Origin of the sequence: Candidatus Leptovillus gracilis, assembly GCA_016716065.1 — a bacterium.
Lineage (GTDB): Bacteria > Chloroflexota > Anaerolineae > Promineifilales > Promineifilaceae > Leptovillus > Leptovillus gracilis.
In genome coordinates this window covers 43066-66810 of the sequence record JADJXA010000013.1, presented here as the reverse complement: position 1 = coordinate 66810, position 23745 = coordinate 43066, and the positions used below count along the sequence as shown (strand labels likewise).

Genomic DNA, 23745 nt, shown 5'->3' with positions numbered 1-23745 from the left:
TTGGGTTTGCACGATCATACTGGTAAAATGGCATTCGACCAAATTGAGCGAGGGATAGAGTATAGAGCTAGAGGATGGCCTCTTCCTCTAGCTCTAGCTCTACACTCTATCTCTTCTACAGAAGGAGTTGCTTATGGCAAGCTGGCTGTTGTATGGTGCGTATGGTTATACGGGGCGGTTGCTGGTGGAGGAAGCGGTGAAGCGGGGCCACACGCCGGTGCTGGCGGGGCGGGATGAGGGCAAAACGGCCGTTATCGCCCAACAGTTCAACCTGCGCCACCTCGCCTTCGACTTAAGCGACACCGACAAATTGCATCAGATCGTCGCCGATTTTGACCTGGTATTGCACGCTGCTGGCCCCTTCATCTACACCAGCGAGCCGATGGTGCAGGCCTGCCTGGCCGGCCGCGCCCATTATCTGGACATCACCGGCGAAATTCCGGTCTTTGAGGCCACTCTGTCTTACGACGCCCATGCCCGCGAACAAGGCGTGGCCCTCGTTTCCGGCGTGGGCTTCGACATTGTGCCGACGGACTGCCTGGGCAGTTATGTGGCGGCCCACCTTCCCGGCGCGACGCACCTGGAAGTGGCTTTCATGGGGCTGTCGCGCACCAGTTCCGGCACGGCGCAAACGTTGGTGGAGATGATGGCTAACCTGCCGCAAGGGAGCCTGGTGCGGCGCGACGGCCGTCTCGTCTCCCAACCCCTCGGCGCGGGCAGCAAACAAGTCACGTTTAGCAACGGCCGTACCCGCCAGATAACGCCCATCCCCTGGGGCGACCTGGCTACGGCGCAGCTTTCCACCGGCATTGCCAACGTTACCGCCTACATGGCGATGTCTTTGCCGCGTGGAGCAGGCGTCGTTACCCCACTGGCGGCGCGATTGCTAAAAATCGGGTTGGCGCGCCGCGCCGCCAGGCAGTTGGTCCGTTGGACCTTTGACGGGCCGGATGAGGCGCTGCGGCAGCGGGCGCGCAGTTATATTTGGGCCTGCGCCAGTGATGCGGCCGGCAATAAACGGGAGGCATGGCTGGAGACGTTAGAGGCGTATCGGCTGACGGCCGTAGCCGGTATCCTGGCGGTTGAGACCACTCTGCGCCAACAACCAGTCGGCGCGCTCACCCCCTCGCTGGCCTTCGGCGCTGACTTTGTGCTGGAGATTGAAGGCACGCAGCGGTTCGACGCGCTGCCCCATCAGCCATAAACCGAAGTCCGTATGCCGTTTCCCGTTGGCATTTATCAGAGCTGCGCCCCACGGAATACGGAATACGGGCGACAGCCACCCACCGCTTAAGAATCACCGGGTATTTGCATTTCCACCAGGCGCAACGCCCCGGCGCTGATTTCTACGCGCTGGCGATATTCCACCTCGCGAACTTTGACGAACAATTCGTAAAAACCAGGCAGCAGGTCGGCAAAGACAAAGTTTTCGGCGTAGCCTTCATCCGGGTTAATCAGGTGGTCGGGGTCGTCCAGGTAGCTCCAGGTATGGAGGAACTGCACCTCTTCGCCCCGGCCGTCTATCAACGTTATCGTCACGCCTTGCCAGGGACGGCCGTTTTCATCCACCAATCGCCCGGCCAAAACGCCCCGCGTGCCGCCAGGGTCCAGCCACAACATCGGATTGCGCGTCGCGCCAAACGCATTTTCGCCGATACGCACCTCAAAATGCAGGTGGGCGTGGGTTGCCGCGCCGCCCACGCCAATTTCAGCCACCGGCTGTCCCTGGTAGACGCGCTGGCCGGTTTCCACGACAATGCCCAATACGTGCCCGTACAGCGTGTAGACCGGTTGGTCCAGCCAGGTAAAGTCGTGCTGAATAACGACCAGATGGCCGTACCAGTCACAGCGCCAGCCAAACAAAATGTCGGCGTCTGGCCCGGCGTAGACCACCAGGCCATCGGCGGCGGCCAGCACCGGCGTGCCTTTGTCTTCGGCCGAATCCACGCCGTTGTGCAGCAGGTAACGGCCGCTGCCGTCCGAGCCATACGGAAAATTGTTGTTGATTAAAAAGCGGCCGCCGCCGGGCAGCGGCTTCGCCAGCCAGAAATGGGCGTCTAGCAGCGCCGGGTCGGGCGTGGGCCAGGGTTGGGCGGCCAGATAGAGGCGCTGGTACTCTGGCTTTACCGGATATTCGGCCGGGCAGGTTCGCCCGACGGCCAGGGGCGACGGCCGTGTCGCCGTTGGCGCCAGCGTGGCGGTGGGCGATGGGGTGCGGCTGGGTGGTGGGGGCTGGGTGCGGGTGGGTGCGGGTGTGACTGTTGGTGGCGGCGGCTGCGTGGCCGTTGGCTTGATTGTGGCGGTGGGGAGAACGGCCGTCACTGTCGCGGTGGGTAGAACAGCCGTGGGTTGGGTCGTTGGCAGCGGTACGGCCGTTGGGCTGGCAGTCTGGCAGCCGAGCAGCAGCGCCATACCCCCCCACACCGCCAACCTCGCCACAACATGCCAACGGTTCACAGCGACGGCCGTGTCCTGTCTATCCACAACCGGATCAAATCAACCTTAAAGCGGTACAACGGACTTTTGGCCGATTGGCGCGTCAGGATGTCGCGCCCTTCCAGGTCCGTTAGCGCCTGCTGCCAATCGTCGGCCGATTGGTAGCCTTGCCGTGCCAGGAAAGCGCGCAAATCCTTCACGTGCACCGTTTCCTGGCCGATGAGCAGCTCCGACACAGCCTGCAACACCGTCCGCGCCTCCGGCGACGATTCCGCCCAGATGAACTTAAAATGCGCCTCGCCGCGCCCAACGATACGCTCCAGCCCCCGGTCCACATCCATCACTGTCAGGTAGCTGCGCTGTGTCTCGTTGTGGTACACCACCATCTCATGCAGCACCAACTGGGCAAAATAAGGATGTCCGGCCGTCACCTTGATCATGCGCTCAACGGCCAGGGGGTCGTATTCCAGGTTGTAGGCAGCCACCGGCTCTTCGATGAGACGGCGCATGTCGGCGGCGCTGAGGAAGGTGATGGGCTTGTAGCTGGCAATGTTGAACAGGATGGACCAATACTCTGCGCCCAGTTCTTCCAGCTTGTGCGTGCCGGAAAAGACAAAATCTACCCGGTCTTCATGCTGCATCAGGTTGCGTAAAAATTGGAGGATTTCCGGCTGGAGACGGCCGTCGTCCACCCGCCGCTGCATCTCTTCAAACTCGTCAAACATCAGCAGCAGATTTTTGTCGCCCAGGTGTGGGCGCAGGCCGCGCAAAAAGCGGGAGCCAAAGAAAAACTCCGGTGATTCGGCAAAATCCTCGCGGCGCGGCGGTTCTATATCCAGGCCGCGATCTTCCAGGGCAAAGGTAATGTCATCGGCGATAGAAAAGAGGAAGTCGGCCTCGCCGCGCGCCGGTTTGCCCTGCATGTCAATTAGCACGGCAATGTGGCTGTCGGCCATCATCTGGCCCAGGCGGTACAGCACGGACGTTTTGCCGGTGCGCCGCTGTCCGTGCAGCACGATGACGTTGTTTTGATGCCGTCCCAGCAAATTTTCGCGGATAAAAGCGAACACATCTTCGCGCCCCACAAACACATCGTCGGTTTTTAGCGGCGTGCCGGTGACATAGGGAATGGGGAAAATGCGCTGGAATGGTGTGTCTGGCTGGGCAAATTCCACCACATCGGCGAACGTGAGGGAGCGTTCGGCGTCTACGGCGTCGTCGTATGTAACCTGCCAGGCGATACGCAGGCGGCGACGGCCGTCTTGCGGCAGCACCGTCAGGTTTACCTGCCGCCGCTCGCCAGGCGGCAAAATCTCAATCCAGCTCTCGTTTTCATCGCCTAGGTGGTAATCTTCACCGGGCAGGAGTTTGACGCGCACTTGTTGGGCGACGTTGAGACCGCTGTTGGCGACGCAGTAAATGAGCGGGATTTGCGCCGCCAGCGGACTCTGGCGCGTTTGCAGGTCGGCGCTGACGTCGGCGCGCCCTTTGAGCCGCTTGATCGCTTCCAGGACGATACCCTGCCAGTGGTCGAGGGTGGTGTTGAGGGCGGTGAATTCAGGGGAAACGGCCGCTGCCGAATTGTGTAACTGCTGCTCGACAAACCGCTGTGCTGCGTGGATGACCGTCAGCGCATTCTCCAAAAAAATCAGCTTCGTCGCCAGATCGTCAACCATCGTCACTTTGTGCAGTTCATCTACCACCCGGCTGAGCCGCTGCACGCTCTGCACCAGCAGCGGCGGCAGCGAGGAGGTCTGCTGCTCTGCCATTGGCGACTTAATTTGCAGAATGTCGTCCAGGCTCTTGGCCGCCAAAATTTGGCTGAGCGAGGCAAACACGGACTGGAAATCGGCCGACCAGCGCCAATTTGGTTCAGCGGCCAGAATTTCCTGAATGGCGGCGATGACCGGCGTTTGCTCCGCTTCGGTGGTAGACGTGCCCAACGTGTGGTAAGCCGCTGCCAGGCGGGCCGCGCCGGGCATTTGCCGATAGGCGGCCACGGCCAGATGAGGCAAAATCTGGTACGCCTCTTTCTCCTCATTGAATAGGGCATAAATCAGACGCAGCGCGTCGTTGGGTTCGCGGCGCAGGCGGCCCCACCAGCGGGCTGCTTTGTCTACCGGGCGCGGGTGAACCAGAGGTATGAAGAAACCGTACACCAGACCTTGCAGCAGACCAATGATGGTGGCTGCCACCGTGCCCAGAACCATTACCAACCAGGGGGTGACCAATACCAGGGCAATCAGCGCCGACGGCCGTTGCGCCAGTTCCATCATGCCCTGAAATGTCATCGCGGCGTCGGTCATCAGCGCCGGGTCTTGCTGCACGGCCTGGGCCAACCAGAAGGGCAGCAGCCCCATGTTGAAGTACAACACGCGCAGGCCAATGGCAAAGGTGGCGCCGACAATGAACAGGCTGGCCAGCAGCACGCCACGCACGCGCGCCACGAGCAAATTCGGCGGGTCCTTGATCAGCCAGACGACCAACGCGCCATAGAAGAGACTGCCAACCAATATGAATGGGGACAGCACCGAACCCGCCTGACGCAGTGGCCCGCTGACGACAATGCCAATGTGGCTGTGCTGCATTGCTGCCGCCAGTTCCGGCCATTCGGTGATGAACCCGACGTAAAACCAGCTAAAGGCGGCAAACATGGCGACCAGACTGCCGACAAAGCCGACTATCAGGCCAGCCCTGGAGGCGGTTTCGTCGCCGTGGAACCAGCGGCGCGGATGACGGCCGTTGGCGATGTGGGCATAGAGCGACGGCCGCGGCGGTTTGTCCTCGTGCCGCCGCCGCCAACCCATCCATGCCCCCTGTGCGCCGGTCAGCAGCAGGCCAATGGCGAAGGTGATTTCGATCAGGTAGTTGCCGTTTTCAAAGATGGCGATATAGCGATAAAGTACGGCCGTTGGCAGGTTGTGGCTTTCCGGCATACGCATCAAAAATTGTACAAGCTCGCCAAAGGCAAACAAGGCGTTGATGGGCGAAACGAGGGTGGTGTAGACGATCAGGCTGGCGACCAGACCGGCGATCAGACCGGCTTTGGCCCCTGGCAGCCAGCCCTGCGCTTCACCGCGTTTGGCGGCTAAAGATCCCAGGCTGAACAGCACGGGAAAGCCGATGGCCGCCGAAACCATCAGCAGTAAGCCGTGCGCCAGTTCATTGGCAACCGGTCGCACCCACATCGGCGAGACCAGCGGCGCCAGCAGGCTGACCACCGGGTACAGCCCGGCCAGGCTAAGCAAAATTCCGCCGACCAAACCGACGACAAGGGCACGGCGGATCACGTCTGGTCTCCAGTCACGCGGCGCAGCTCGTCGGCGAGCTGTCCGGCGGTGGCGTAACGGCCGGCCGGGTCCTTAGCCAGACCTTTCAGCAGGACCAATTCCAGGTTGGCCGGTAAATTGGGCGCTTTCAACAGCACAGAGGGGGGCATGGCCTGCATATGTTGCAGCAGCATGGCGATGGGCGTGTCGGCGGTGAAGGGCAGTTCGCCGGTGAGCATTTCGTAGAGGACAATCGCCAGGGCATAAATGTCGGACGCGGGCGTGGCCGATTGGCCCCGGGCCTGTTCTGGCGACATATAGTCGGGCGTGCCGATGGTGGCGCCGGTCCCGGTGATTTGCACCCCTTCCAACATGCGCGCGACGCCAAAATCGGTGAGAACGGCCGTAAACGGCCGTCCGCCGGTCAACTGCGCCAGGCGCTCTTCGCGGCGCAGCAAGATGTTAGCCGGCTTCACGTCGCGGTGGACAATGCCATAGGCGTGGGCGTAATCCAGGGCGGCGGCAATATCCGCCACCGTGCTAACCACTTCGCCCAGCGGCAAGCGCTCGTTAACATTGTTCAGGGCTATCAGGCGCTCTTTGAGGGTCTCGCCATCAATAAACTCCATGACCATATAGGAAATGTCGCGCTTAACGCCAAAATCCACCATCTGCACGATGTTTTGATGGCGCAGTTGGGCCACGCTGGCCGCCTCGCGTTGGAATCGCTCGACAAAGGTCTGGTCGTCGGCCAGTTGGTGGGACATCACTTTAATGGCGACATAGCGGTCCAGCGAGGATTGGTAGCCCTGGTAGACGACGGCCATACCACCGCGCCCGACAGGGGAGAGGACGCGGTAATTGCCCAATGTGGTCCCGGTAAGGTCGGCGGCGGCGCGCGGGCTGGTGGTGGATGACGGCCGTTCCGTGGGTTCAGCCCGCCCCAGAAAATCGGCAAAGGCGAGGGAGAAAGGTTGCAGACGGCCGTCGTCCATCTCGCGCAGCAGCGCTTTGGCGCGCAGGCGGCGCACCACGTCTGGCGCGGCCGTGCCGCTGATGCGCAGCCCGGCCTGCTCTGGCTCGTCGAGCTGATTCCAGAGGTAGCGGTAATGGTCTTCGGCTTCGGCTTTGAAGCGGCGGTGGACGGTTTCAGTTAGCACGTCGTCGGTGATCGGCTCGCGGCGTAAATCGTAGAGGTAAGAACCGGCCAGGTTGAGGAAGAAGGGATGCGGCCCGGCCAACTGGATGAGGTCGGCGGCTTGTTGGGGGAGAAACGGCCGTTGCCCGGCCAGGCCCGATAACTGCGCCAGCAAGCCTTCGGCTTCACTCAGCGGCAGCAGCCCCAACTGTACCTCGGAAAAAATGTTAAAAAATGGCGACGAGAGCGTGTCGGCGTGTTGGTAAGTCAGGTCGTACAGGCTGCGCTTAGAGGCGGTGAGGTAAACCACGCCCAATTCACCGGCCAGGCTGCGTAGTTCGCCATAAAAGCTGGAAGAAAAGGCGGGGTTTCCGGCCAGGCTTTCAAATTCATCCAGCATCATCACCACGGTTAAACCGGCGCGTTCCACGCGGCGCAGCAGGCGGCGCACCTGCATGAAGCGCACCTCGGCCTGCCCGGCCAGCTCGGCTACCATCTCTTGCAGGATGTCCTGACCTTCGGGCAGCGCCAACTCGATCCGGTCTAGAATTTCCGGCCAAAATTCGTCGTAGGTGATGTTGGACATGCCTTCCAAATCTACGTAGATGAAGACAAATTTGCCGGGGTCAAAGCCGTGTTGGCGCAGGCTGTCGGGGCAGGAGAGATGGGTCAGCAGGGAGCTTTTGCCCATTTTGCGCTCGCCGACGACGGAACGGCTCTGGCGGGTGGCGATGGCGCTGTAAAGCGCTTCTACTTCCCGTTCGCGGCCGGAAAAATAGGCCGGGTCGGTAATACGCTGCCGGTTGAAGAAGGGATTGTCGTGATGATGGTGGGCGTGATCCATGTTGATGTTGGTGTTCCGTGTTCCGTGAACGGCTTACGGTTTACGGCCTACCGAGCCTAGATGTTAAATTTGACGTTGATAATGTCGCCGTCTTGCATGACGTAGGTTTTGCCTTCTTGGCGCAGTTTGCCGGCGGCGCGGGCCTGGGCCATGCCACCGAGGGCGATGAGATCGTCGTAGAGGATGGTTTCGGCGCGGATGAAGCCTTTGGCGAGGTCGGTGTGGATGGAGCCGGCGGCGGTTACGGCCGTTGCCCCCCGTTCCACCGTCCACGCCCGCACTTCGTCTTCGCCGACGGTGAAGAAGGATTGCAGGCCCATCAGGTCGTAACTGAGGCGGATGATTTTGTCCAGGCTGAGTTCGGTGACGCTGTATTCGTCCATGAACATCGCCAGCGACTCCTCGTCGCCTTCGGCGCTGAGTTGGGCCAGCTCCATCTCCAACTTGCCGCGTAGGTTGGTGACGAGGCTGTGCCGGTGGTTGTAGGTCAGGGCGATTTCGTCCTGGTCGTCGCCGATGTTGACGACGACCAGGGTGGGTTTGAGGGTGAGCAGGCCGTAGCCGCGCAGCGATTTGAGCTGTTCTTCGTCCAGGTCCAGGTCGCGCAGCGGCCGTTCCGCCGACAGCGCCTCGTTCATTTGCTCAAACAGGGAGGCTTCGGCCTGAGCTGCGGCTTTGTTCTCTTTGAATGCCCCTTTGGTCAGCCCTTCGTGCAGCTTGAAGAGCTTCTTTTCCACTGTACTCAAATCGCTGAGCAAAAATTCGGTGTCCAGCGCTTCCAGATCACGGGCGGCATCCACACGGCCGTCGGCGTGCGGAACCAGGTCGCTGCTAAAGGCGCGCACCACGTGGACAAAACCGTCCAGCCCAGATAGGTGGTTGAGCAGTTGGCCGCTGAGGGCGGTCCCTTCATCGCCGCTTTTTTGCAGCCCGGCCACATCGGAGTAGGTGATGCGGGCGTAGGTGGTTTTTTTCGGTTTGAACATGGCGCTGAGGATGTCTACGCGGGGATCGAGGACGTCTACGACGGCCGTTAACACATCGAAACGGCCGCCCATGCTCTGACCGGTGGGGGCGTTGCCTTTGGTAAGGGCGTTAAAAATGGTTGTTTTGCCGGAACTGGGCAGGCCAATAATGCCGAGTTTCATAAAAAGACTCCTGAGTTGGTAGTTGAGTTGTGCGTCTTATGTGTAATCCGCAATCCGCAATCCGAAATCCGCAATCCGCAATCCGAATACGGTGCTTCAACGACGGGAGTATAGCAGGAAATGGGTGAGTTTGAATAGCGAAAGGGGCAGGCGCATCAATGCCCATTGGGGGCAAAGACGGTTGGTTTGAGCAGCCCAACAAAGGGCAGATTGCGGTATAGTTCGCGGTAATCCAGGCCGTAGCCCACCACAAATTTGTCTGGCAAATCGAAGCCTTTGTATTGCAGGGGCACTGAAATAAGCCGCCGCCGTCCTTTGCTGAATAGGGCGCACACTTTCAGGCTGGCCGGCTGGCGGGCGCGTAAATTGCCCAGCAAGTAGTTCAGCGTCAGGCCGGTGTCCACCACGTCTTCCACAAACAAAACGTGCCGCCCGGCGATGGATTCATCCAGGTCTTTTTGCAGCCGCACATACCCTTTGTCGCGCGCTTCGACGGAATAGCTGGCAATCGCCATAAAATCTACTTCTACGGGCAGGGTGATGGCCCGCAGCAAGTCTGACATGAAGGGAAACACGCCTTTCAAGACGCCGACCAGGATAGGATGGCAGCCTTCATAGTCGCGGGAAATGGCCTGCCCCAGTTCCAGCACTTTGGCCTGGATAGTCTCTTCGCTAAACAGCACCTGACTGATGCTGTCGTTGAGTTCGCCGTATGCTTCGGGGGGGAAAAAGCGGGTCATGGGGCGTTTATTGGGCCTCCGTGCCCATGATTTCGGCGGCGTGGTCTTCGATGCCGTATTTGATCATCATATCGCGCAGGTCGCTGCGTTTGAGCAGGGTGATGTTGACCTCTGGATACAGCTCCTGCATCCGGCGCAGTTTACGGTTTTTGATGGTAACGAGCTTGGGGCGCATGGTGGTCAGTTCGATGTAGCGGTCTTCGTCTGGCAGGTAAAAATCAGGCGCAAAGGCGGTGATGACACGGCCGTTCTCGTCCCATTCCAACGGAAAGGTGGTCGGTTCATACTGCCAGCGAATGCCATAATAATCCAAAATCCGGGCAAATTCTCTTTCAATCGGGTGGACGAATTGGGGGTGTTGGGTACGTGTTTCCGTCAAGGGTTCATTTACTCCATCCGCAGTGGATTGTCATCTGAGATTATAAGGCAAGGATGGAGGGGTTTCAATTGGCAAACCCCTCTCCCCAACCCTCTCCCAAAGGGAGAGGGAACCGGCCCCCTCCCCCCAAAGGGGGAGGGTTAGGGAGGGGGGCGTCCATACGGCAACCACAGAATTTATCAGAGACCCAGTAAAACATAGGAGATTGGCGCTACAGCCAATCTCCTATGCTGCCTGTTCAGGCTTATTTCAGGTCCAGTAGTTCCACTTCAAAAATCAGGGTGGCGTTGGGCGGAATGACCGAGCCAGAACCGGCCGCGCCATAACCCAAATCGGGCGGGATGATTAGTTGGCGCTTGCCGCCGACGCGCATGGTAGCCACGCCTTCGTCCCAACCGGTAATGACACCGCCGGTCCCCAGGACAAATTCAAAGGGTGTGCCGCGGTCCACCGAGCTGTCGAATTGGGTTCCATCTTCCAGCCAGCCGGTGTAATGGACAACGGCCGTTTGGCCGGTCTCTGGTGCTGCGCCAGTACCTTCAACGATGTCAAAGTATTTCAGGCCGCTGTCGGTGGTGGTGAAGTCGGCTTCGTCTACTTCGGTTTGTACTACAGGCTTACGAATATCGTTCAGCACCACTTCCATCAGCAGCACAGAGTTGGGAGGGATGGCTTCGCCATACCCTTCTTCGCCCAGCGCCAGATCAGCGGGGATGCGCAGCAGGCGCTTGCCGCCAACCTGCATACCGATCATGCCTTCCTCCCAACCGGGGAACACCTGCCCGCTGCCGATGCTAAAATCGAACGGCGTGCCTTGCTGGTAAGAACCGGTAAAGTAACGGAGACCATCGGCTACCCACAGAACAAAGTCTACATTCACTGAATCACCGGTTTCGGCGACCAGTTCGCCGCTGCCAGTTCCCAGGTCAACAAATTGTAAACCAGAATCAGTGGTGGTGTAGTCTGCTTCGGTGACGTCTGCTGGCTGTGGCGGCGCTTCGACGTTCAACAGCTCGATTTGTAGGATAACGGAAGAATTCGGCGGGAAGACGCCGCCGCCATCAGCGCCAAAGGCGAGTTCCGGGGGGACAAGCAGTTGGCGACGACCGCCAATTTGCATGTCGGCGACGCCTGTTTCCCAACCGGGGAAAACCTGCCCACTGCCCAAGACAAAGGTCAATGGCTGGCCGGTGGCTTCGGAATCGTCCAGCAGTTGGGGCACGGCTCCTTCCTCAGCCGCCAGCAGCCACATGACATAGTTGGTGGTGACAATGTCGCCATCTTGCGGCGCGGCGCCATCGCCTAACACCATGTCGTAGGCCCCCAGGCCATCACCCAGTTCCAGGTATGCGCCGACTTCTTCCGGCTGCCTTTGGGTGACATCCGTTAAACCCAGGCCGGAATCGTCAACGGCGGGCGGGACGGCCGTTTCCGCAACAGTTACTGCGCCGGTCTCGGTGGCATCGGCTTGCGCCGCATCCTCGGCAGGAACAGCCGGACCACAAGCCGCCAGCAAAAATACCATCGCCAGGACGGCAATGATGCTCATAAGGGACAATCTTTTCTCGTTCACAAAATCTCCTTTTAAAGTTAATAAGCTCCGACCGCGCATTGTACCATAGGCAGGCGTTATGCCTGTAGCAACTGGTGATTTCTTACATGTGGCTCATGGAATTACATCTCACGCTTGAGCGGCGTAAACCCTTGCCCCAGCGCGTGCTGGCTGATGCCAATGGTCACAAACGCTTCCGGGTCGGTGTCGGCAATGGTGTTCTTCAGGTCAACAACCTGCGAGCGATAGACGGTACAGGTGATCATGTAGCGCGTTACCCCGGTGTAGCCGCCGGTTATTGGCCAATAACTCGCGCCGCGATGCAGGTGGTGGATGATGGCTTTGGCCACCGGTTCTGGGTGATTGGTGATTATTGTAGCGACTCGCGTGGTGCTGGGGCCTTCCAGCATGTAATCTGAGGCGATGCCGTTGATAAACATCATCAACAAGCCATACAGGGCAATTTCCCAGCCGAACACAATGCCGGCTGCCAGAATGATGGTCCCATCGGCATAGAAATAAGATTGGCTGAGCGGCAGGCCGGTCTTTTGCTGTAAGATACGGCCGATCACGCTGGTTCCGCCAACCGTGCCGCCAGCACGATACAGCAGTCCGGCGCCAATGCCGCCGACGATGCCGCCATAGATGGTACTCAGCAGCAAATCGTTGGAGATGGGGTAAGGCGAAACGACGGTTGGCAAAAAAACTTGCAACCAATCCACCAAAAATGAAAAAATGGTGACGGCAAACAGTGTGCGGATGAGGAACGCCCACCGGCCGAGGTAAAGAAAGCCTAATATGAGCATGGGGATGTTCATCACCCAATACATCAGGCCCAGCGGCCAGCCGGTGAAGGAGTTGACGATGATGCCGATGCCGCTGAGTCCACCGGCGACAATCTGGTTGGGGATCTGAAATAAGACGTAGCCGATGGCAATAACGGCCGTGCCGATCACCAAAATTATGAAACGGGGAATTTCGCGCCGCAGCACTCTTTTGCTGCTGCGCCAGCGTTTCTTGGTTAACTTAAAAAACTCTGTTTTTGTCATTTGTATTCCTTGCTTGAGTTTTAGAGTATAGAGATAGAGGAGTTGGCTGAAGTGATGTCCTCTCGTATCGCTGTATCTTTACACCCAGTTTATTACCTATCCACACGATTTCCGGTAGAATCCGAAATGGGCGATTTTACGACCAATGTTGGCGATTTACGATTTGCGATTGGTGATTGACGATTGAAAGGAGTAACCTGTGTCTACACTTACCAAGTCTGCCGCCTGGCAAGCTCTGCTAGACGATTATAAGAAGATGACGGCCGTTCACATGCGTGACCTGTTTGCCGCCGATCCGACCCGGTTCGACAAATTTTCATTGCGCTTTGGCGATATGTTGTTCGATTATTCCAAAAATCGCATCACCGAGGAAACCCTGGTTCATTTGCTGGCTTTGGCCGAACAGTCCGGGTTGGCCGAGCGGATTGAAGCGATGTTCAGCGGCGAAAAAATCAACAATACCGAAGGGCGCGCCGTGCTGCACGTGGCTTTGCGTAACCGTTCCAATCGGCCAATTCTGGTAGACGGCCGTGATGTCATGCCCGAAGTGAACCGTGTGTTGGCTAAAATGGAGCGGTTTAGCGAAGCAGTGCGCTCCGGCTACTGGCGCGGCTGCACCGGTTTGCCCATCACCGATATTGTCAACATCGGCATTGGCGGCTCCGACCTGGGGCCAAAAATGGTGGTGGAGGCGCTGAAGCCGTATACCCGGCGCGACCTGCGCGCCCATTTTGTCTCTAACGTGGACGGCACAGACATCGCCGAGGCGCTGCGCCAGGTGCAGCCGGAGACGACGCTGTTTCTCATTGCCTCCAAGACCTTCACCACGCAGGAGACGATGACCAACGCCCATACAGCGCGGCAATGGTTTCTGCGGGCGATAGGGGAGGAAACGGCCGTTGCCCAACATTTTGTCGCCCTGTCTACCAATGAGACGGCCGTCGCCGCCTTTGGCATTGACCCCGACAACATGTTCGAGTTCTGGGATTGGGTCGGTGGGCGCTACTCTTTGTGGTCGGCTATCGGCTTGTCCATCGCCCTGGCCGTCGGCTTCGACAATTTTGCGGCTTTGTTGGCCGGCGCGCACCACGCCGACGAGCATTTTCGCACCGCGCCGTTTGCCCACAACATCCCGATCATCATGGCCTTGTTGGGCGTGTGGTACAACAACTTCTTCGGCGCGGAATCCCACGCCATTTTGCCCTACGACCAATACCTGCAATACTTCCCGGCCTATTTCCAGCAGGGAGACATGGAATCCAACGGCAAAAGTGTGACGCGGGCCGGTAAGCCGGTAGATTATTCCACCGGGCCGGTGATTTGGGGCCAGCCAGGGACCAATGGGCAGCACGCTTTTTACCAGCTTATTCATCAGGGCACAAAGTTGATCCCCTGCGATTTTCTCGCCGCGGCGCAGAGCCACAACCCGCTGGGCGACCATCATACCCTGCTGCTGTCTAACTTTTTCGCCCAACCAGAAGCGCTGATGAAAGGCAAAACGGCCGTTGAAGTCCGCGCCGAATTAGCCAACAGCAATCTCAGCCAGGCAGAGCTAGAGATGTTGGTGGCCGCCAAGACGTTTGCCGGCAATCGGCCGTCGAACGCCTTGCTGTTTAGAAAACTGACGCCAGAAACGTTGGGCACACTCATCGCCTTCTACGAACACAAAATTTTCACCCAGGGCGTCATCTGGGATGTGAATTCGTTTGATCAGATGGGGGTAGAGTTGGGCAAGGTGCTGGCCAAAGCAATTTTGCCCGAACTGCGCGGCGTGGCCCCGGTGTCGGCCCATGACGCTTCGACCAATGGGCTGATCAACGCCTACAAAACCATGCGCTGATCACGGCTGGGAGCGCGGGCGTCTCGCCTGCACTCTAATTCAACAACAAGAGTTGAAATCCTGACACAAGTTGTCAGGATTTCTTTTTATGATGGGCATGTTTGGGGTAACGGCCGTGCCCCATGTATGCTATAATGTTTGTGTGTAATAGAACACATGTTCACATAATATCACAGCGGAATTCTGATCACTGATTGCGGAAAAACTATGGAACCCGATATCATCTACATTCGTGGCGCACAACAGCACAACCTCAAGCACATAGATGTGCGCATCCCGCGCAACCAACTGGTTGTCCTCACCGGCGTCAGCGGCAGCGGTAAATCATCCCTGGCCTTCGACACCATCTACGCCGAAGGGCAGCGCCGCTACGTCGAGAGCCTCTCCGCCTATGCCCGCCAATTCCTCGGCCAGATGGAAAAACCCAAAGTAGACCACATCAGCGGCCTCAGCCCGGCCATCGCCATCGAGCAAAAAGCGGTCAGCAAAAATCCGCGCTCCACAGTCGGAACCGTCACCGAAGTGATGGACTATTTGCGCGTGTTATATGCTCGCATCGGCCTGGCCCACTGCCCGCAGTGCGGCCGCGCCGTTCAGCCGCAAACCGCGCAAATGATCGCCGATCAGTTGGCCGCTCTGCCGGCCGGCAGCCGTTTTCAACTGCTGGCCCCCATCGCCCGCAACCGCAAAGGGGCGCATCTGGAGGCGCTGACCCAGGCGCGGCAGGACGGCTATACCCGCGCCCGCGTCAATGGCGAGATGGTAGATTTGTCCGGCGCGCTGCCCAAACTGGACAAAAAAGCCAAACACACCATTGAACTGGTCATAGACCGGCTGCAAACTCCGGCCGCGGCCGACGAATCGTTTTTGCCGCGACTGGTAGATTCGGTAGAGACGACTTTGCGCGCCGGTGACGGTCTGCTGATTGCCGATTTGGGCGGCGAAGAGCTGCTGCTGAGCGAACACAACGCCTGCCCCCACTGCGGTATCAGCTTCCCGGAATTATCGCCGCAGTTGTTCAGCTTTAACTCGCCGCTGGGTATGTGCCCGGATTGTCAGGGCATTGGCACGCAAATGCAGGTGGACCCGGACCTGATTGTGGAGGATGAAACGCTGTCCATTATGGATGGGGCGCTGCGCTGGTATGGCAACGTGCGTAAGAAAAAAAACCGCTGGCAGACGACGCAGTTAGAATCTATCGCCGAGCATTATGGCATAGATTTGGACACTCCCTGGCGCGAACTGCCACAGTCGTTCCGCGACGTGCTGTTTGATGGGTCCGGCGACGAGGTAGTACACATCAAGTATGAGGCCGAGGGCAATGATGCGCAGTGGACGGGGGAGACAAAACGGCCGTTAAAAGGCATCATCGCCAACATCTACCGCCTCTTTCGCCAGACCAGCTCCGAGTATACCCGCGCCTTCTACGCCAGCTTTATGAGCCAACGGCCGTGTCCCACCTGCCAGGGAACCCGCTTGCGCCCTGAAGCCCGCGCCGTCACCGTTGGCGGCCAATCCATCACCGAAGTCGGGCGCATGGCGATTGATGAGGCGTATGAGTGGGTGGTTTCATTGGCCGTTGGCCGCGAGCCGTATACCGTGAGCCGTATGCCGTATGCCGTAAACCGTGAGCCGTATGCCCTAAACGGAACACGGAATACGGAAAACGGACTGCGGAACACGGACTACGGTTCACGGAAAACGGAACACCCATCCCTGACCTCACAACAGTTCGAGATTGCCGAAGAAGTGCTGAAAGAAATCCGCGACCGGCTGCAATTTATGCTCAACGTCGGGCTGCATTACCTCACACTGGACCGCGCCGCGCCGTCGCTGTCTGGCGGCGAGGGGCAGCGCATTCGTCTGGCGAGCCAGATTGGCTGTGGGCTGGTGGGCGTGTTGTACATCCTCGACGAGCCGTCCATCGGCTTGCACGCCCGCGACAACCGGGCGCTCATCGAGACGCTGCACCAACTGCGCGACATGGGCAACACGGTCCTGGTGGTGGAACACGACGAAGAGACCATGCGCGACGCCGATTGGCTGATTGACCTGGGACCCGGCGCGGGCGTGAAGGGTGGCGAAGTGATAGCCGCCGGGACACCGCCGCAGGTGATGGCCGACCCCAATTCGCTGACCGGCCGCTATTTGTCTGGCGTGTTGCAGGTCTCGTCACCCAATGGTCACGGCGGGCAGCACCCGACGCGGCGCATTCCCACCAATGGCAGCATCGAACTGCTGGGGGCGCGGCTGCACAACCTGAAAAACGTAGACGCCCGTTTCCCGCTGGGAACCATGATTTGCGTCACGGGTGTGTCTGGCAGCGGCAAGAGCAGTCTCATCGCTGAAACGTTGGAACCGGCCCTGGCCCGCGCCCTGAACAATGCCCAGACCACGCCTGGCCCGTATGCCCGCCTCTCTGGTCTGGAGCATCTGGACAAGGTGATCAATATCACCCAGGACCCAATTGGCCGCACGCCCCGTTCTAACCCGGCGACGTATGTGAAGCTGTTTGACGAAATTCGCACGGTATTTGCCAATACGCCGGAGGCGAAACTGCGTGGGTATAAAAACGGCCGTTTCAGTTTCAACGTTAAAGGTGGCCGCTGCGAGGCGTGCCAGGGGTACGGCCTGCGCAAAGTAGAAATGCACTTCCTGGCCGATGTGTGGGTGATGTGCCGCGAATGTTATGGCGGGCGTTACAACCGCGAAACATTGGCCGTGACCTTCAAGGGCAAAACCATCGCCGATGTGCTGGACATGGACGTGCAGGAAGCGCTGGAGCTGTTCGCCAACCATCCCAAAATTACCCGCATGTTGCAAACGCTCCACGATGTAGGACTCGATTATGTAAAACTGGGGCAAAGCGCCCTGACTCTTTCCGGCGGTGAGGCACAGCGCATCAAACTGGCGAAGGAATTGAGCCGCGTCGCCACCGGACGCACCGTCTACATCCTCGACGAGCCGACGACGGGCCTGCACTTTGCCGACATCCAGAAGCTGTTGGATGTGCTGCACCAACTGGTGGACGCCGGCAATACGGTTATTGTCACTGAACACAATCTGGACGTAATTAAAACGGCCGATTATCTAATAGACCTCGGCCCGGAAGGGGGCGATGGCGGCGGGCAGATCATTGCTCAGGGCACGCCGGAAGAAGTGGCTCAGGTGGAAACCAGCTATACCGGGCAGTTTTTGCGAGCGATGTTGGCTCTAGCCAGCCAGTGAATATCTTTTTAGTCACAGAGAAATTTTCAACGCAAAGGCGCACTGAAAACTGAATACTGACTTCTGGATACTGCCACTAGCCCCCCTGCGCCAATTTCTCCAACTTTGCTTTTGTGTCGCGCCAGGTGATCTTAGACAGACCCAATTTTTGCCGGATGTCGTCTGGCTCTTCCTTATTGCGCCAGTCGCGCAGGGCAGAGCACCAGCGTAAATTTTCGAACGACAGCAGCCCATTCTCTAGACCGGCGGCATCGCTGACATCGCGCAGAATGTATTCCAGGTTGCGCGGCGTGCAGGTGAAAATGGTGTCTGGCGGCTGGTATTGGGCCGTGTATTCATCCAGCACATCCAGCCATTCGGCCGTCAGGGTTACTTTGCGCTCTTTGTAGCGCAGGCGTGGGTTGGCATAGCGAATGAACAAAACAGGATTATCGGGATCGCTGCGGTCAATGTGATTGGGCACAATGGCCATTGCCTCCCCTTTTTTGATGCCAGTTTGCAGCAGCAGAGTCAGCAGCAGATGTGGGCGTGCATCCGCTTTTTTATCGCCGTCGCCCCGCATCAGGCTGAGGGTAACGGCCGTCGCTTTTTCCAGGTCTTCTTCCGTAGGCAGGACGGGCAATGGGCTTCTCACGCTGCGCTGGATAACGGCCGTAGATGGGTCGTTGAGCAGCACACCGCTCTCGTGCAGCCAGCCAAAAAATATCTTCAACGTTGTCACCCGCCGTGAATAGGATTTGGCGCTGCACGGCACACCTCGCTTGTTCTCCAGCCAATCCAGAAAATCATTCAGGTCTTTGGTGCCGATGGCCCCAATTGGCTGCCCAATGCCCAGATATTTGCCCAGCAGCCGGACATCGCTGACAAATGCCTTGCGCGTGTTCAGCGCAAAGCCCTCATCGCGCATATGGGTCTCAAATAGCCCTATGGCGGCCTGAATCGAAGCATCGGCCGTCAGAATGGCTTGTGACATGTGCTGGCCGCTTTGGTCGGTGGGGAGTTCGCTTTTTGAGAATAGTGGTGGTTGTGGATTATCGGCCATTTGGGACTCCTTCTTGTTTTCGCATAGTATTAACAGAATAGAGTAAACGCCGACTTTTGTCAAGGTTTCAAAGGCAAGAACAGCAATTCTCAATTTGCCCTGGTGTTATCGTAGGGGTGGGACGGCGCGGACAGATAACAGCCGCAGCGGACGCCATTTTCCCGCGCCGTCTCGCCCAATGGGACCCAAAGAGGGGCGAGACGGGCGGGAGGCAAGGTATTGGTGATTGGCAAAGATGCTGTCCTGCCCCTACGGTTGGATTGCAAAATGAGAATTGCTGAGGCAAGAAAATCGCCCCAAGAACGATGTTGCAAAGGGTGTATTGCAAATGAGTAAAAGCAAAAAGGGGCGTTTAAACGCCCCTTTTTGCTTTTACTCATTTGCGACGATCTGTTTTACAGCGGCCAATCGCGCAGCATCCGTTCGGTTTCTTCGGAGTGGCCCATCTCGTCGCGCACCATGTCTTCCAAAGCGACCACCAGCCCTTTGTCGCCGTAGGCTTCGGCTTCTTGGGCGCGTTGGGTGTAGCCCTTGCCAGCCTCTAATTCAGCGGCCAGGATGGCTTGCAGCATGGCGCGGTTGGTTGCCGCCGGCGGCACGGGTTTGGCGGTTGTGGTCGGTTCACCGCCCAGAGCGACGATTTTATTGGCCAGGAATTGGGCGTGGATCTGCTCGTCGGCTACTTCGGTGAGGAAGAATTGGGCCAACTGTGGCCGGTAAGGGCCGGTGGCTTTGGCGGCATAGGTGATGTATTGGATGATGGCGCTGAATTCGCTGGCTAAATCATCGTTCAAGTGGTCAATTAAGGTTTGCTTGTCCATTGTTGCTCCTTTTTCTTGGGAATGGGAATTGAGTCTAGTTGTCCGGAAAACTCTTTTCCTGCTGTTGTAGAACGATTGGGAAAATCGTTCTACAAATTGCGCGAAGATTTCTTTGGACACCTATAGGGTTGTTAAAGGGGAAGCGTTTTTTGCCAGATACAGTGAGCCTTGCGTTTTGTGGTGTCTGGCGCGTCGTTCCTGAATTTAACGATAGCCTATGAGAGGAGCGGCGTCAAGATGAATTAATGGTTCAGGCGGATTAAGAGATCAGGCAGTTGGCTGAGATGGGACAGGCTGTGGTAAACGGCCGTCTCCCCACCTTGTGCCCTCTCATGTTCCCAGGTGATGTGGTAGGGCACGTGGACGCCCATACCACCCAGGGCCACCACCGGCAGCACGTCCGATTTGACCGAATTGCCGACCATCAGGAATGTATCCGGTTGGATCTGGTATTTGGCGAAGATGGCCTGATAGGTCACGGCCGTCTTCTCGCTCACAATCTCCACAACATCAAAATAATCGGCCAGACCAGAACCGGCGATTTTGGCTTCCTGGTCCAGCAAATCCCCTTTGGTGATCAGCATCAGGCGGTAACGGCCGTTCAACTGCGCCACCGTCTCGACCACGCCATCCAGCAGGGCAATTTTGTTCTGGCGCATGGCTTTGGTGGCGTCTATGATCTGCTGGATTTCGTGCCCCTGAATACGGCCCTCGGTTAACTCGATGGCGGTCTCGATCATGGAAAGGGTAAAGGCTTTCAGGCCATAGCCATACAGGCGCAAATTGCGCATCTCGGTTTCATACAATTTTTGCTCGACCCAGGCCGCGTCGTGGTAAGGGGCCAGCAGTTGGGTAAACTGCGCCTGTGTCAGGGCATAAAGCGATTCGTTGTGCCAGAGTGTATCGTCACCGTCGAAGGCAATTGTGTGGATCATAACCTGTAGACCTCATTCAGATGGATAGGCGGATTTGCCCGGCAAACCCGCGGCGGTTGATAAAGCCTGCTCCAGGCTCATTGCCTGCCCGGTGGCAAAGGCCAGGGCAAACGGCCGTTCCCCCAATTGGCGGCGGATGGCGGTCATTAGCTGCTGGTAATCAGCCTTTTCGTTGGGCGGCAGCGGATTCTCCAGCGCGATGCGCCAGGCGTTGGCCGCGCCGAGCAGCTGCGCGGCGGGTTCCGGGCGCGTCTGGGCCGCGGCCACAGCCGCCAGCCGCTCCAAGACCAACACCGTGTTCGCCCGGTCTCCTTGTTCATAAAACAACTGCAAACTTTGCCGCAGCAGCTCGCCAGCCTGATCTGGATTTTGCTGGCGCAGGGCGGCCAGCCCTAAATTGCCCAGAGCATCGGCTACGCCCCACCTGGCCCCAATCTGCCGCGCCAATTCCAGGCTCACTTGCAGCGACCGTTCCGCCGCGGCCCAATCTGGGGGCAAAGTGGCTTCTGCGTCAGCCTCGCTGCCCCTGCCCGCCAGAAAGCTGCGCCCGACCTCCAATTGCAGCAAGCCCAATTTGCTCAGCGTCAGCGCCTCAAAGTATTGGTCGCCGATTTCCCGCGCTTGGGCCAGACAGACTTCATATTGAGCCACTGCCGCCGGGGTGTCGCCCAGCAGCAGGGCAATTTCGCCCACTGTCCATAACCCCACCATCTCAAAGTGCCGGTCGCCCACCGCCCGGCTGAGAGCCACGCCCTCCCGAATGACTTGCGCCGCCGCGGCATACGCCCCGCGCATCATATGGACGCGCCCCAGATTCAGCAGGCACAAAATGGCGTTTTTGCGGTCGCCCTGCCGCCGCCAGAAGGCCAAACTGGCGGCCAACGCTTCCTCGGCGGTGGCCAGGCGGTCTTCGTGCAAAGCCACCTGGCCGATAATCATCAGGGCGCGGCTGACGCCCATCTCGTCGCCCGCTGCCTGACAGAAAGCGCGGCTTTCTTCAGCCAATTGCAGCGCGGCGCTGTTGTTGCCCTGGGACATGAGGACGATGCCCAGGTTGTTCAGGGCGTAGGCCGTGGTGACTGAGTCGCCTAGTTGTTGGCTCAGGGCAACGGCCGTGCGGGTTTGGCTCTCCGCCTGGGCATAATCACCCATGCGCTGGGCCAACAGACCGGCGGCGGCCAGGGCGCGGGCGCGCATGGCCGTTTCCGGTCCATCCTGCGCCAATGCCCTATCCAGCCACAACCGCCCTTCGCGCAAATAAGAGCGCGTGTGCCAAAAAGGAAACAACGCGGCAGCTAACTCTAACCCTTGCTCCGGCGAATGTTCAATGCTCCACTCCAGCGCTGCCCGGCAGTTGTTTTGCTCCCCTTCCAGCCGTTCCAGCCAGATGGCCTGGTTGTGCCCGGCCAGTTCGGCCGCAGCGATTTTAGCCAGACCGAGAAAATAGTCGGCGTGGCGGCTGGCCATAAGGGGGGCTTCGCCATTGTCGGCCAGACGTTCCAGGGCATAGTGGCGGATAGTTTGCAGCATGAGGAAGCGGTATCCATGGACGGCCGTTTCACTGCGCCGCAGCAGGCTGTTATCCAGCAGGTTCTCAATGCTTTCCGCCAGATCGGGCGCGCCAGGGCCAATCTGGCAGACGGCTTCCGCGGCTTCCAGAGTAAAACCAGAGGCAAAGACGCCCAATCGAGCAAACAACCGCCGCTGCGCCTCGTCCAGCAGATCGTAGCTCCATTCGATGGCCTGGTGGAGCGTTTGATGATGGTCGGTACTGCTGCGGCCACCCCCTTTCAGCAGGCTCAGCGCTTTGCCAGAGGCGCTGCTGAGCTGTTGCAGCAGCCGTTGTGGTGGCAGCAGCCGGACGCGGGCGGCGGCCAGTTCGATAGCCAACGGCAGTCCATCTACCTGGCGGCAAATAGCGGCGACGGCCGTTTCATTCTCCGGCGTCAGCCTAAAATCGGGCACGATGGCCTGGGTGCGGGCCACAAACAAGCGGATGGCCGGGTCATCTGGCAGGGTGGGCAGCAGATACCGTTGTTCGCCGCGCAGGTTCAAGGGGGCGCGCGACGTGACCAGGATTTTGAGTTGGGGACAGGCGTGCAGCAGGTCGAGAACGGCCGCAGCTGACGCCAGCAGCTGCTCGAAGTTGTCCAACACCAGCAGCGCCCGTTTGTTCTGCAATTCCCGGGTGAGTTGAAGCAGCGGCGAAGCCTTTGCCTGGTCGCCGGGAACGCCCATCGTGCGGGCGATGGCGACTGTGACCAATGTGGGGTCAGCGATGCCCGCCAGAGCGACGTAGTAGACGCTGCCCTGGAAGTCTGCCTGGAGCGCCTGGGCGACATGCAGCGCCAGGCGTGTTTTGCCGACGCCGGGCGGTCCCATCAGCGTCAGTAGGCGCACGCTGTCCTGGCGCAAAAAGGTGATGACGGCCGTTGTCTCTTGTTCACGGCCAATCAGTGGAGAGAGCGGCGTGGGGACGACTGCCGGCGACAGACCGGCCTGTTCCAGGGGCTGCCAGGCAGCCGCGCCCTCTTCACCGCGTATTTCACGGTACAAGGCGATGGTTTCGGCCGATGGTGTGATACCTAATTCGTCGGCCAGAATGCGCTTGCAGCGTTCATACTCTGCCAGGGCTGCGGCCCGCTGCCCGCGCTGCGCCAGCGTGCCCATCAACAGCCGGACGGCCGTCTCGTTCCAGGGGTCCAGCGCCAACTGTTGGCGCGTCGCCTGCACGGCCAGATCGTGGCTGTTTCGGTGGGCATAGGCTGCTGCCAACTGGCCCAACGCTTCGATGGTTTGTAGCCGCAGCCGTTCCCGGGTGGAGATAAGCCATTCTTCAAAGGGCACACTTTCTGGCAAGGAGAAACCGGCCAATAGGTCGCCGTGATAAAGGGCAGTGGCCTGCGCCAGGGCCGTCAGGCAGGCGTCGCAGGCTGCCATATCGTTGTGGGCATGGGATTGGACCTGCCGGACCAGGGTGGCGAAGCGGGTCACGTCTAGCGTGTGGCTGCTGGCGGGATTGAACTGGAGGGTTTCACGGCTGGCGAGGAGATGGGGGGGTACGGCCGTTTCGTCGTCAATCACGGCGCGCAAAATGGTCAACGCCTGGCGCAGGCTTTTACGGGCGGCGGCGTTGGCGCTGTCTGGCCAGAGCATAGCCGCCAGTTCGTCCCGCGAATGAGCGCGCGACTGCTCGCACGCCAGGTAAACCAGCAGCGCCCGGACTTTGTCGTAACGCCAGCCGCTGAGGGGCTGCTGGTTCAGTGTTACCTGGAACGGTCCAAAGAAGCTCATGACTAGGCGACTCATTGTCTTGGATTATAG

15 protein-coding genes are annotated in these 23745 nt (G+C 59.0%); 3 read left to right on the top strand and 12 right to left on the bottom strand.

Annotation, left to right across the window (positions count from 1 at the left end; all coding sequences use genetic code 11):
* Positions 1-133 precede the first annotated feature (133 nt).
* Positions 134-1204, top strand: coding sequence for a saccharopine dehydrogenase NADP-binding domain-containing protein (locus IPM39_23065; GenBank protein ID MBK8988916.1), 1071 nt, complete (start codon positions 134-136; stop codon positions 1202-1204).
* 86 nt (positions 1205-1290) lie between these two features.
* Here the strand turns inward: IPM39_23065 and IPM39_23060 are convergent, their stop codons facing one another.
* The 8 genes from IPM39_23060 to IPM39_23025 form a co-directional block, all read right to left on the bottom strand.
* On the bottom strand, positions 1291-2484 hold the full coding sequence (locus IPM39_23060; protein MBK8988915.1) for a M23 family metallopeptidase: 1194 nt from the start codon (positions 2482-2484) through the stop codon (positions 1291-1293).
* Entirely contained in the window at positions 2454-5726 is a 3273-nt protein-coding gene (locus IPM39_23055) for an ATP-binding protein (GenBank protein ID MBK8988914.1), read from the bottom strand. Before IPM39_23055 ends, IPM39_23060 begins: the two co-directional genes overlap by 31 nt.
* Entirely contained in the window at positions 5723-7687 is a 1965-nt protein-coding gene (locus IPM39_23050; GenBank protein MBK8988913.1) for a protein kinase, read from the bottom strand. The genes IPM39_23055 and IPM39_23050 overlap by 4 nt, the downstream gene beginning before the upstream one ends.
* 56 nt (positions 7688-7743) lie before the next feature.
* Positions 7744-8835, bottom strand: coding sequence for a redox-regulated ATPase YchF (gene ychF / locus IPM39_23045; GenBank protein ID MBK8988912.1), 1092 nt, complete (start codon positions 8833-8835; stop codon positions 7744-7746).
* Between the two features lie 155 nt (positions 8836-8990).
* Entirely contained in the window at positions 8991-9575 is a 585-nt protein-coding gene (hpt, locus tag IPM39_23040; GenBank protein ID MBK8988911.1) for a hypoxanthine phosphoribosyltransferase, read from the bottom strand.
* A gap of 7 nt (positions 9576-9582) precedes the next feature.
* Positions 9583-9954, bottom strand: coding sequence for a hypothetical protein (locus tag IPM39_23035; GenBank protein MBK8988910.1), 372 nt, complete (start codon positions 9952-9954; stop codon positions 9583-9585).
* Between the two features lie 244 nt (positions 9955-10198).
* Positions 10199-11074 (bottom strand): FKBP-type peptidyl-prolyl cis-trans isomerase, encoded by an 876-nt coding sequence (locus IPM39_23030; protein ID MBK8988909.1) that lies wholly within the window; start codon positions 11072-11074, stop codon positions 10199-10201.
* 554 nt (positions 11075-11628) lie between these two features.
* A complete protein-coding gene (locus IPM39_23025; GenBank protein ID MBK8988908.1) occupies positions 11629-12555 on the bottom strand; it encodes a YitT family protein in 927 nt (308 codons plus the stop codon).
* Positions 12556-12754: 199 nt separating this feature from the next.
* Between IPM39_23025 and pgi the strand changes: the two genes are divergently transcribed.
* Both pgi and uvrA read left to right on the top strand, forming a co-directional pair.
* Positions 12755-14395 carry a glucose-6-phosphate isomerase gene (pgi, locus tag IPM39_23020; GenBank protein ID MBK8988907.1) on the top strand — a complete coding sequence of 547 codons (1641 nt, stop codon included), beginning with the start codon at positions 12755-12757 and terminating at the stop codon, positions 14393-14395.
* 207 nt (positions 14396-14602) lie between these two features.
* Entirely contained in the window at positions 14603-17623 is a 3021-nt protein-coding gene (uvrA, locus tag IPM39_23015) for an excinuclease ABC subunit UvrA (protein ID MBK8988906.1), read from the top strand.
* Positions 17624-17699: 76 nt separating this feature from the next.
* Here uvrA and IPM39_23010 read toward each other — a convergent pair whose 3' ends face one another.
* The 4 genes from IPM39_23010 to IPM39_22995 form a co-directional block, all read right to left on the bottom strand.
* On the bottom strand, positions 17700-18665 hold the full coding sequence (locus IPM39_23010; protein MBK8988905.1) for a site-specific integrase: 966 nt from the start codon (positions 18663-18665) through the stop codon (positions 17700-17702).
* Between the two features lie 395 nt (positions 18666-19060).
* The gene (locus IPM39_23005) at positions 19061-19486 is read right to left on the bottom strand and encodes a ferritin-like domain-containing protein (protein ID MBK8988904.1); all 426 of its coding nucleotides are present in this window, start codon (positions 19484-19486) and stop codon (positions 19061-19063) included.
* 242 nt (positions 19487-19728) lie between these two features.
* Positions 19729-20421 (bottom strand): HAD family hydrolase, encoded by a 693-nt coding sequence (locus IPM39_23000; GenBank protein MBK8988903.1) that lies wholly within the window; start codon positions 20419-20421, stop codon positions 19729-19731.
* 12 nt (positions 20422-20433) lie between these two features.
* Entirely contained in the window at positions 20434-23715 is a 3282-nt protein-coding gene (locus IPM39_22995) for a tetratricopeptide repeat protein (protein MBK8988902.1), read from the bottom strand.
* Positions 23716-23745: the final 30 nt, after the last annotated feature.